Below are 11,587 nucleotides of genomic sequence, written 5' to 3'. Positions count from 1 at the left end.
CCTTGCACTCGGACAAGTGAGCGCACAACGAGAGGGCTCGCGCCCCCAGTTGGCGTGCTGTAGGCCACCGCGCTGCTGGTCGGGCGGTACGCACGCGCGGCGGGCGGGGCGCACGGCAACCGCGGCCGCACGCTCGCACGAACGGACTAAATTCGCACGGCCCTCGAACCTGTGTCTGTGCAGTTCAGCGTCGTGATGGACCGTTTTTGCGTTCCACGCAAGCGGCGTGCTGTGCATGGAACGCTGCGCCGCACGCCGCAAGGCATTCGCCTTGCGGCATCCATGCCATGCACGCAGCCAGGGGGAGACGAAGCAGCCATGGAAGATGCTCTGTTCGAGCCGACCGCGATCGTTGCCGGCCGGTCACGCCCGCCCCTCCCAGCCCCCGCCGACCGGATCCGGGTGCGCACCCAAGCCGCCCTCAGTCCACGGCAGGTGGCCGATGCCTGCGACGTCACCGAGGACGCCCTGACCCAGTGGGAGCAGGGCACGGCCACCCCTCTCGGCGACCAGGAAGGCACCTACGGCTACCTGTTGGCCGCCCTCGAGGCCCGCCACACCGGAACGCCTCCCCAGTACCCGGTCCCGCAGATGCTGCCGGACCGGGCCGCCCTCGGCCGCCTGCGACACGAACTGCCCACCAGCGTCACCGCCCCGGACCGCTGCCGACGCTGCAACGAACCCACCCTCCAACGAGTCGACGGACGCCCCCAGCACTTGGGTACCCGCTGCCCCGCCCCAGGCTCCACGCCCCGGCCCCCGGCCACCCGCCCAGCCCCTGCCATCCCACATCCAACAGCCGCACCAGGCCCGACCCTCCCGGCCGGCCCCGTACCGTCACCGGCACGGCCTGCGCGAACCCTGCCGTACCCACCGGTGCATCAACGCCGCTACGCCAACGGCCCGTTGGCAGTCGTCGAAGCCAGCTCCACGGGACTGCTGGCCCACCTGGCCGACGGGCGCACCCGCGACTGCACCTCCCGCAATCTGGCAGACCTCATCGAATGGTCCCTACGGGCCTCCCTCGGCGCACCCCCCGACCGCAAGGAAGCCCTGCCCACCGGGCCACTCCTCGTCCTGACCGACACGGCCCTGCTCCGCCTGGGCCTGCCCGCCCAGGCCCCCACCGCCGCGCATCCGCGCAGCGACCACCCGCTGCCGCGGGAATTGCGCAGCATCGGCTGGCAGACCGACGACCGCGGGCTGGGTCCCTGGATGCGACTGCACCCCGTCAGCGGCGACCCGCACTGCGACACGGTCCACCTCGCCATCACTGCGTGGGGCGCACTCCACCACGACACCTGGCGCCTGCCCGTGAACCTCACGGCCGCCCAACTCGCCGGCTTCCTCGGCCGGTACGCCCGCCTGGTGCGGCCGCCCATCGGAGAACCCGGCGAGTGCGGGCATCACTTCATGCTCGACCTGCGGCCGGCCGAACACCGTCACACCCGCACCGGCGTACGGGTCGCCACCGGAGTGCGTGCGGCTCTCAGCTGCACCGAACCCGCCCCCTGCGAAGCACCCCCCGGCCACCCGCTGTCCGACGGGGACACGCTGGCCGACGCCGATATCAACTGGTGGCGCCCTCCCACCCCGGAGGAGGCCCAGTCCCCGCATGTGGTGTGCTTCGCGATCAACCTGCCTCGCTTCGCCGACAGCAGCAACCTACAGGTCGGCGACGGCCCCGCACGCCTCGTCCACCATCCGCGATTCGACCCGAAAGTGCCGGGCAGCTGGCTCGTCGACCTCTCCAGCGCGAGGGGCACCCACCCACATCTGCCGCCCGCGTTCGCCGGCGAAGGACTGGCCTGGTACACCACCCCCGCCCTCGCGCACGCCGCCATCCGCGACGCACAGCCCCAGCCTCTCCGGGCCTGGCTGCGCACCGACTACAGCGGCCCCTACCTCTCACCCTGGTACAAGCGCCTGCGCGAGTCCCGCCTGGCCGTCTTCGAGCGCTTGGGCCTGACCCCCGACATGGACCCCCACGATCTGACGGACGGCCTGGCGCGCCTGTCAGACAGCCACGCCCCCTCGCGGCTGCTCCTGCACGCGGTGCACGCCACGATCGACGACGCCATGACCGGCCTGTCCCGGCTGCCGTCCCGCCCCGATGAGCAGATGCAGCGGCCATGGCCCACAGCGGCCGACCCCACCTGGCGCCCCGACGTGCACAGCGCCCTCATCGCCAACGCCCGCGCCAACCTCCACCGGAAACTGTGCCAAACCGCCCGCGACGGCCGGTTCCCCCTCGCCGTCGCCGACGACCACATCGTCTACGCGACCCGCACACCCCAACTCACCGACATCACCGGCGGACCGAACTGCGGATTCCGGCTCGGCCTGGCGCCCGGCCACATCCGGCCCGTCGCATCCCGGCCCATGGACTGGTACCAGGATCAATGCACCGATCGGGCCAACGCGGCCCGCACCCTCAAGGAGTCCTGCCCCGCCTGGTGAGTCCGCCAGCCGGTGCTCACTCCAGCACGCTTACCGGCCGCCCCAGCCGCCACGGCAGACAGGACGCGTCCTCCAGCGGCCCGTACGCCACCGACCCGCGGTGCGGCTCCAGAACGGGCAGCTGCTGCGACAGGTAGTCCGCGGGCGGCCTCCGGCCGGCCAGCCGGGAGACCACCGGGGCCTGGACCCGGTGCAGCAGCGTCCACTCCCGCAGCGCCCGATAGCCGGCCTGCTCCATCGCCGCGCCCATCCGCAACCGTTCCCCGACGAAGGTGATCCAGTGACGCGAGACCCAGCCTGGCGCGCCCCCGGCGAACTCCCGCCCCCACCGCCGCTGCCGCTCGAACACCGCCATCGCCTCCGCGACCACGACCGCCTCCGGGTAGACCACGAGCGGTGCGGCCCACTCCGTGCGCCCGGCCCCCAACACGGCCTCCCGTCGCGCCCACACGGTCTCCGCCCCCATCAGCCGTTCCTGCCACCAGCAGACCGCCACCTGCAGCGCATCCGCCAGCAGCATCCGCGCGTAGGGCCCCACCCGGCGCCGCATCCGCAGCCATCGGCGATGAGCCTGCACGACCTCGGCCAGGCCCGACAGGCTCACCTGGGCCGGCCCAGCCCCTGCCGGGTCGCGCAGCCACCGTCCGTGGCGCACGCACACCTGCCACGTCTCCCGGCCGGCCCACCACACCGCGGCCACGATGTCCTCCTGCCGCGCCAGGCACCCCGCGCACGGCTCGAGAACCGTCCACCCCACCGGCCACGCGGCCACCCGCACCGGCCGCCGGCCCCGGCCCGTCACCTCCAGCGTCGGCAGGATCCGCCGCAGCTCGTCCGGAGTCCGCCACGCCATGACGGCCAGCCGTTCTACCCCCTCACCACTCAAGAACACCTCATGAGCCCGCGGGGCGGTCCACGCCTCGACCCGAGCGCCGCCCGCCGCATCCTTCAGCACCGACGCCACCGGAAGGTCGTTCACGAGGGCCAGCCGCCGGACGAACGAACCGGTCGTCTCACCCGGAACAGCAGTCAGCCCCACCGGTTTGGGATGCACCTCCTGCACCTCCTGCACCGCCCCACCTCCATGCCCCTGGCTGCCAACTCACCGCATAACAACGACACATCACGCGCACAGCAACGCCCTGGCACGAAAACGACCGCCATGCACACGCCTCCCGCGACCACATCCATCACGCACGCCCTGGACCTGGCCGACGAACGGCACTGGACTCGCCAACCGCCCGCCAAGCCCGCAGCCCGGCTGCGCGTCCTGCTGAAAATCCAGGAGCCCACCACCCTCGCCGCACGGATCTTCGCCCTTCCCCCGACCGTGGACCGCTGGGCGCAAGGACACGACCTGGACCACCTCACCGACACCCACGCACGCCTCATCGAACGGGAGATCTACCGCAGCTGGCAGCCCACCGTCCGACGCCGAGCCCACGAGCAGATCCTCCACCACAACGGATGCGTCACCACTCAACTCCACGCCCGCTTCACCTACACCACCCCGGCCGGAGAGTTCCCCGACCACCGCATACGCCGCCTCACCGAAGACCTCCCCGCATTGCACGCAGCTCGCCTCTTCGACGCCCGCCACCGCGACGCCGACGACAGCGAACTGCGCCGCATCCTCGCCGACGGCATCGGGGAGGCCTACTTCTTCCGCGCACTACCCCCCGACCAGCAACAGGCCGCCGTGACCATCAGCGACCTCGAACGCGTCCAGTTCCACTACTGACTTCTCTCACGGAGCCCTCATGACACTCATCTACGCCTTCCAGGACACCCATGGACACTGGCACGGCGAACCCGACACCCCCCTGACCGGCAGCGAACCGCCCTCCCGCGGACTGCTCACCTACCAGCCCGTGCCGGGGACCCCCGAAGCGGACAGCCCTTTCGCCGGACAGGCCCTCACCGTCCTGTTCGGCGTCACCGACCTCGAGCCGAGCCCGGTCCTCTACCAACTGGACAGCGGCGGCCGATTCCAGGCGACCTGGCCTGTCCACACCCTCCTGGCCTCCCCGATGGGCTCCACCCTCATCCCCGCCCAGCGCAACAGCGGTGGGCCCAGCCCGGCCCTGGAAAACAGCTTCACCGCGCACGGCTCGCACTACTCGCTCACCGCAACTCAGGACAACGCCACCGGGGCTGCTCTGAGCATTGACATCGTCATCACCGGCACCGGCGGAGAGATCCAAGGTGAGCTGCACGGTGCCGTCGACGCATCCCACCTCTCGTTCCTGGCGCGCCTGTTGAACAACACTGTCCCGGGAACACTGCCAAGTTCACCAGCGCCGCCGGCCGAAGGAGGTGCATGGGCTCCCAGCGCGTCGCAACAGCCAGCGCGACGTTTCCACCAACAGAACAACTTCACCCGCCCAGCCCCGGCCAGGCCGGCCTCCAATGCACTGTCCTCAATCGAACAGCGCCGGCTCGAACACGCCAACACCCATGCCCGCTGGACCGAACAGGAAGAGATCGCCCTTGCGCAACGGTGCTCCGAGGGGATTCTCGCCCCGCAACTCAGCGAGGAATTCGGACGTAGCCCACTGGCCATCGAGACCCGCCTGCTGAAGATCGGTGCGCAAGGCCCCGCGGCCGACCAGGCCAGACACAACAACCTGTGAGCCGCACGCCCCGTGCCGAGCAACCCCCTGCTCCGGGAAGGGGCTCGGCACGAACGGCGAACGGCCCGGACAGCACGCGCTAGGGTTCCCCCGACCTTCTCCTTCTCAAAGGAGCCGCTCGCGTGGGCATGTCCTTGGCACACCAGTTGCGCGCCACCGTGGCAACACTCCTGCACGAAACAGGCAAGACACAGACAGAGTTGGCCGACGCCATCGGGGTGAGCCCAGCCCAGGTCAGCCGCCGCCAGAGCGGCACAGCGACATGGAGTCTCGACGACTGCGACACCCTCGCGGCCCACTTCGGCATCGACGCACTGACCCTGTTGGCCGGGCCGTCGGCCGCGATCTGGGCCGTTCAGGAAGCCCGGGCACGCCACAACGTGTAGCGCCCGACGAGAAAACGGGGCAGCGGGAAGCGCTCGCCAGACGACGGCCGCGACCCGAGACCGGTCAGTACAACCAGAGGACGCACCTTCCTCTTTGACACCCTGTCACCCCACACCTACAATCGAGTACGATCAAATAACTGAGTTTACTTGAATGCTGAGAGTGGAAGGAGGGGCGCGTGTGCTGCTGACCACAGGCCAAGCAGCCCAGGAACTGGGCTGCGCCATCACCACCCTGCGCCGCCTGGTCCATGCCGGACTGCTCCCCGACCTCACTCGCCGCGGCGTACGTGTGATGATCCCGCTCGCCACCGTGCAGAGCCTTGCCGCCCGCACCCACGCGCCCCTCCACCATGTGGAGGCAGACGAGATCGCGGTCCTTCGCGTGGACGCCGCCCGGCACGTCGCCGAGAACGACCGCGACTGGACTGGATTCGCAGCCTCACTGCCGCCCGAGACCCTGCTCAGAGCGCTGCGCGGGTGGTGGCGCTGCGACGCCGCGAGCGTCGCAGCCGCCGGCATCCTGCCCGTCACTGTCGCCGGATACGTGGTGGCCATACTGACCGGGCTGGAGCGGTGGGAGACCAACGCCCAGGGGCGCCGCGCCTTCCCGCACGCCCGCCTGGCCGGATACATCACCGACCTGGCCACCCCCGTCAAACACCTCACCGGGGTCACCGACGACGAGAAACGACTCGCCGACCACCTGCTCGGGACCCGGCTGCCCTCCCACTCCAGCGGGCCCATCGCCTACGTCGCTACCCGCCCCACCGGCTGACCCGCCACCCCATGCCAAGGACCCTGATGGACGCACAGAGCTACAACGCCACGCTCGCCGACCTGCGGACAGTCCGCGACGACATCAAGAAGACCCAGGCAGTACTCGCCAAGCTGGAAGCCGAACGCGACAAGCAGATCGCCCAACTGGCCACCTACGAGAAGGCTAGGGCGGAACGCATCGCCCCGGCCGCCGGACTGAGCCTGGCCGAAGTCGTCGACCGCGCACCCACCCTGGCGCCTCAGCCCCTGTCCGTCCCTGCTGCCCTTGCGCCTGAACCCGCAATGACCGCCGAACCGGCCGGCACCCTCGACACTGCACCGCAACCCACGGCACCGCCGACTAGCCCGGCCGCCGAAGCCGCGCAGCCGCCGGCGCCGTCTGCGGCCACGGCTCCGCTCGCGGCCCCGGTCATGGGAGAGGGCGAGCCGCGCACCCTGCCCTCGATCCCCGAAGGCAACGAGGGCGACGCCTGGTTCACCCACACCCGGAGCCTGGCCTCCACCCGCCCCAACTTCACCCAGCAGACCCGCTCCACCGTCTTCCTCGACACCGACACCGGCATCCTGGTCCACCGCAACCAGACCCACCGTCTCGACCTCGGCACCCGCTCCGCAGCCGACCTCCTGACCGCGGTCTTCCACACCCTGCCCGAGGGCGCCGAACGCATCTACATCACCGCAGGCGCCCCCTGGCACCGCGACGCCGAGCGCCACCCCTACCTGCGCGACGCCGTCGCCGCCTGGCTCAACGCCCCCACCCCCGGCTGGCGCACCGACACCGGCCGCGGCCGCGACCGGATGGCCGGCCACTTCGTCCACGCCCGCTACCCCGTCGCCCGCTACGTGAGCGACGACGAATCCGCCCATGTCGAAATCCGCTCCATGGGGGAGTGGTTCGACCTCGAGGACGGCGACACCCCCGCCACCGCCCGCGACGCCTTCGTCCTGCTCTGGCAGGCCCTGCGCCGCCACTTCGACGATGCTGTGCTGATGGGCTCGCCCTCGCAGACCGGCCGCGACCTGTGGACCCGCAGCATCCCCGCCCGCGGCCAGTACTCCGAGGGCTACCCCGTCCTGTCGGAGGAACTGCGCGGCCTGCTCCATGCCACCGCCGGGCAGGGCCGCAATGAACTCCTCGCCCCGCCCCGCGTGCCGGAGGTACTGCCCCAACTGGTGGAGTACGACCGCACTTTCGCCTACGCCAAGCACACCTGGAAGTCCCCGGTCGGCACTCCCCGCCGCATCACCGGCCGCCAGTTCGCCGCCTGGTCGGAGAAGGAGCAGGCGCGCGCCCTGTACGGGTGCGGGCACTGGCACATCCGCGCCACCGTCCCCGACACCTGGGACCACGTCGGCCTTCTCCCGGCCCCCGCCCCTGGCGACCGCGCCTGGCACTACCCGGCCACCCCCGTCACCACCTTCACCACCTGGGCCGGCGGCCCCGAAGTCCACACCGCCCTGACCAACCCCCTCGGCCCCTGGAAGGTCGAGGTCCTCGACGGCATCCTCTGGGACGACGGCAAACCCCTCGACGAGTGGGCCAAAAAGCTGAAAGAAGCCTGGTCCAACCTCAGCGCCCAGGCCCACTTCCAGCAGGACCCTCAGCAGGCCCGCGCCGCCCACCTCGCCTCCCGCGCCGTCCGCGCCATCCTCCTGTACGGCATCGGCTCCTTCGCCCAGCGCCCCCGCATGGTCACCGGCACCACCCCCCGCACCCAGGAACGCGACGTCCCGCCGGACGCTGAAATCATCGGCTTCGACGACGACACGATCACCTGGCAGAAGCCCACCGGCTTCAGCCGCGACCCCAACGCCCACCCCGAATGGGCCGCCGCCATCTGGTCCGGCGCCCGGGCCGCTCTGCTCACCCAGCGCCACCGTGCCGAGGACACCTACGCCGGTGCCCTGCACGCCGCCCCCGGCACCGTCATCGCGTTCCGCACCGACGCCCTCTACCTCACCCAGCCCCAGGCCTGGCCCTACCACCAGCAGCCCGGCGACTACCTCAAAAAGGGCCACCTCACCGGCCCCCTCGCCGCACCCACCACCGAGGAACAACTCCTCACCCTGCGCGATGCCGGACGCGCCGCCCTCACGCCCGCCCCGACCACGGCCGGTGCCTGATGCCCCCACGCACACGCCGCCAACAACTCGCCCCCGCGCCCGAGTTGAACGAGGCCGCCCAACTCGCCGACCAGCTCCAGCAGGCCGGCTACACCAAACGCGACATCGCCCGCATCATCGACCGCGACCCCTCCCTGGTCTCCCAGTTCTACACAAAACACAAGGGCGCCGCCTTCGTCCCCGCCCTGCGCCACGTCCTCGACGCCGTCACAGAAGGCGGCATCACCGACGTCCCCGAACTCGCCGCCCTGGCCGCCCGTCACACCACCCGCCGCACCACCGCCAAGGGCACCCGCGCCCGCGTCCGGTCGAAGGCCGTCCTGATCACCCCCACCGGCACCGGCACCGGCCGCGTCGCCGCCCAGGCCATCGCCTCCGGCTCCGCCCGCCTGCGCCCCCTGATCGCCGAAGCCGCCCGCCGCGGCCTGAAGTTGGCCTTCACGGTGCGCCTGCACCAGTCCGGCTACGTGATGCCCTCGGGCAGCCGCACCGACTCGCCCGGCATCCGCCGCGACGTCATCCAGCGCACCGACCACACCGAGGAACGCTCCTACGGCTCCGCCGCCACCGGCGGCTTCGACGCCGCCGACTTCGCCCAGCGCGTCGACGCCGCTGGCGGAGACGTCACCGCCGCCGTCCAGCAGTGGCTCATCGAGACCGGCCGCATCCACACCGATGCCCACATCGTCCACCTCGAAGTACGCACCTGGCGGCCCCGCTGATCGGCAAGAACGCTTGCTGTCTCGGGGAGGGGCAGGCCGTGACGGGCTCGCACTGAGCGCAATCGACACCGTCGGGCGGGCTTCTTGCGCGCCTTCACTCCCACCCGCAGCGAAGGCTGACCTCGGTAACACAAAGCGCGCTGAGCCCTCTGAGGCAAAACCCCTGTGTCGCCTTTCGTCTCCTGGTGGACCGGTCCGGCCGCCTACGCCCGTCGAGGCGCGATTGCTTGCGCCTTCGCTTCTTCGCCGCCCTTGCCTAGCTCAATCCTGCCCTCCCTGTCAGGGGAAGAGCTCCCGGCGTGACTGGCTGGGAGGCGGATACCAGTTGGCCAAGGGGGGGCAAAACGGAAGAGAGACGGTCGCGAGGCGGCGGCGTGCTGCCCAGCCTCACCAAGGCGGCCGCCAGCCTGTTCATTTGATCCCCTCCGAGAAAGGCGATCTCGTTGTGCAGGTACCGCTTCAGGGATGCGACGGTGATGCCTGTGTGCCGGGCAAGCAAAGAGACGAACTGCACGCCGTAGTACCGGTTCAGCGCCTGTAGGTCGGCCTTGAGTAGATGCCGGTCGACCTGCACGGCCCTCTGCCTCGGCCATGCGGGCCGCTGCAGCTCCGGCCAGTGGCGTGGACTCGTGTCACCGTCGTCCTGCTGCCCCAGAGGTGCGGTAACTGAGGTATCCGGGGCGCTTCCGGACATCAGCGTGCGCAGACGCACCTGTTCACGGGCGGCATCAAGGCGCCGGCGAGGGCTCGTGCAGGTCCGTTCCAGCAGGTCCAGCCACTCGACCCGCTCTGCGAAGCTCGATACCCGGCATGCATCAAGAAAGGCCAGCAGCCCCCGCACCGTGATGGGCTGGAATCCGTTGGCCATCGCGGCAAGCGTTGAGTGCGCGTAGTCGCACTGCCGCGCCATCGCCCGGAAGGAGATCGACCGGTATGCGCGCAGCCCGGCAAGCCAGAAAGGCAGGGCTCTGGGGCCCGTAGCCTGCGAGGGAGGAGTTACCTTGCCCGTCTTGTCCCAGCGCAGCCACGTGCTTCGCCACGCAGGACGAATGCGGTCTTCGTGGTCCATGCGCTGAGTCTGCGGACGTGCCGATGTCGGGCGTTGCCCGCGCAGGGCAGCTTCACGGCGGGTCAGCCACGAAGCCGTCTCCAGCTCGCCACAGGCTTCGACGAATGCCGTGAGCGTCCGTTCGCTGGGTACGTGGACCCCGCTCTGGGCACCTGACAGCGCGCCGGTCGACAGTCCGGACAGCTGTGACAACTGGCTGAGGGTGAGGCCGGAGCGCTCCCGCAGCGCGCGCAGTTCGGCGGCCAGCACCACACACGGCAGACTCTGTTCATCCGGCAGTTCGTTGTTGGGGCGCGCCAAGGCTGGTCATGCTCCTCTCATCGGAGGCGGGGTGCCGGGCGGGCCCGGCACCCCGTGGGTGGTCAGAACAGGCGCAGGCGGAGTTCGGCTGCGACCACTCCGCTGGCGGCCACCGTCGCGACTGCGACGTGCGGCGTGCAGCCGGCCGTGACCAACCAGCTCACCCCTGCGAGCACCAGGGCCAGGATCGCCGCAGATGCGGGCGGCTTGCGTGCAAACAGCGTTGTAGCGGTCCCGCCGCCGTGAGCGGGGTTCCCGGCGCCAGGCTCTTGGCGCGAGAGGGTTCGAGACAGGGCGATGGACATACACTCTCGATTCTTCTTGCGGAGCCAGGACCGCACACAGGCGAAGACCTGACCCCACGACCCGGACAAGGTTGCGTCGGCAGGGGCCAGTTGACGCTGGAGGTCTGCCGTCAAACATCATTACCGGCGAGCCTGACGGGGGACAGCCCCTCAGACGAAAGGTGAAGAATGCGCCCCCTGATTCTTCACGAATTGGAGCGTGAAGCTCTCTTTGAAGAACTCGATCTCCGCGCAAAGATCCTGTTCACCGGACGTACGTGGCCCCCCGGCGTGCAAGAGGCCGTTGCGTAGTTACTCCGCCGCAGGTCACCATTTCCATAGCGTCGGTGGAGTGTGAACAATCCGCGACGCACCAGGGCTTCTCGTGCCTCGACCCGGACCGGGGCCCTCAAGCGGAATGTTGTTGACGCGGCATACCCGCAGCCGGATGGCAGGGGCCTCTCTGCCATCCGGTGCACTGCCCCCGAAGAGGACTGGCACGTGGCCTGTGCCCACTCGAAGTGTCTCTGCGGTGTCGCTCGACACATGGAGCAGATCGCGAACACACCGGCTGTACTCTTCACGACCGGCGGGCTGTTGCAGGGACCGCGGATCGACCCCGGCAGGTCGGCAGTTTTCAGAGCGCCCGCGCCACGCCGGAACCGGCGCACGGGCCGGGCGACCTCAGGACGGCGCCACCATCTCCGAACAACCGCTGGGCCCGCTGGCCCGCGCCCAGTTCAGCGCCGACTACATCGCCGTCCACCGGGCCGACCTCCTCGACGCCCTCGCCGCACGCGTCCAGCCGGGCAGCCTGCACCTGGGACAC

At 70.4% G+C, this 11,587-nt stretch carries 10 protein-coding genes; 7 read left to right on the top strand and 3 right to left on the bottom strand.

Annotated elements, in window-relative coordinates; genetic code table 11:
* Positions 1–906: 906 nt before the first annotated feature.
* A complete protein-coding gene (locus tag ACZ7L4_RS42235) occupies positions 907–2,460 on the top strand; it encodes a hypothetical protein (RefSeq protein WP_472110496.1) in 1,554 nt (517 codons plus the stop codon).
* A gap of 16 nt (positions 2,461–2,476) precedes the next feature.
* On the opposite strand, the gene ACZ7L4_RS42230 is transcribed toward ACZ7L4_RS42235, so the two are convergent.
* Complete coding sequence (locus ACZ7L4_RS42230; protein ID WP_472110527.1) at positions 2,477–3,499, bottom strand: TniQ family protein; 1,023 nt, start codon at positions 3,497–3,499, stop codon at positions 2,477–2,479.
* Between the two features lie 123 nt (positions 3,500–3,622).
* Between ACZ7L4_RS42230 and tpg the strand changes: the two genes are divergently transcribed.
* The 6 genes from tpg (at position 3,623) to ACZ7L4_RS42200 (ending at position 9,105) form a co-directional block, all read left to right on the top strand.
* Positions 3,623–4,201 (top strand): telomere-protecting terminal protein Tpg, encoded by a 579-nt coding sequence (tpg, locus tag ACZ7L4_RS42225; protein WP_472110494.1) that lies wholly within the window; start codon positions 3,623–3,625, stop codon positions 4,199–4,201.
* A gap of 19 nt (positions 4,202–4,220) precedes the next feature.
* The gene (locus tag ACZ7L4_RS42220; RefSeq protein WP_472110492.1) at positions 4,221–5,093 is read left to right on the top strand and encodes a hypothetical protein; all 873 of its coding nucleotides are present in this window, start codon (positions 4,221–4,223) and stop codon (positions 5,091–5,093) included.
* 128 nt (positions 5,094–5,221) lie between these two features.
* Positions 5,222–5,479, top strand: a complete 258-nt coding sequence (locus tag ACZ7L4_RS42215; RefSeq protein ID WP_472110490.1) for a helix-turn-helix domain-containing protein — start codon at positions 5,222–5,224, stop codon at positions 5,477–5,479.
* A 181-nt stretch (positions 5,480–5,660) separates the two neighbouring features.
* A complete protein-coding gene (locus ACZ7L4_RS42210; protein ID WP_472110488.1) occupies positions 5,661–6,257 on the top strand; it encodes a helix-turn-helix domain-containing protein in 597 nt (198 codons plus the stop codon).
* 26 nt (positions 6,258–6,283) lie between these two features.
* A complete protein-coding gene (locus tag ACZ7L4_RS42205) occupies positions 6,284–8,383 on the top strand; it encodes a hypothetical protein (RefSeq protein ID WP_472110486.1) in 2,100 nt (699 codons plus the stop codon).
* Entirely contained in the window at positions 8,383–9,105 is a 723-nt protein-coding gene (locus ACZ7L4_RS42200; protein ID WP_472110484.1) for a helix-turn-helix domain containing protein, read from the top strand. Before ACZ7L4_RS42205 ends, ACZ7L4_RS42200 begins: the two co-directional genes overlap by 1 nt.
* Before the next feature lie 256 nt (positions 9,106–9,361).
* Here the strand turns inward: ACZ7L4_RS42200 and ACZ7L4_RS42195 are convergent, their stop codons facing one another.
* Positions 9,362–10,474 carry a helix-turn-helix domain-containing protein gene (locus ACZ7L4_RS42195; protein ID WP_472110482.1) on the bottom strand — a complete coding sequence of 371 codons (1,113 nt, stop codon included), beginning with the start codon at positions 10,472–10,474 and terminating at the stop codon, positions 9,362–9,364.
* A gap of 921 nt (positions 10,475–11,395) precedes the next feature.
* Complete coding sequence (locus ACZ7L4_RS42190) at positions 11,396–11,587, bottom strand: hypothetical protein (RefSeq protein WP_472110480.1); 192 nt, start codon at positions 11,585–11,587, stop codon at positions 11,396–11,398.

It is taken from the genome of Streptomyces sp. NPDC107575, assembly GCF_055657265.1.
The sequence above is the reverse complement of the archived record's forward strand: the minus strand, read 5'-3'. Positions and strand labels throughout refer to the sequence as shown.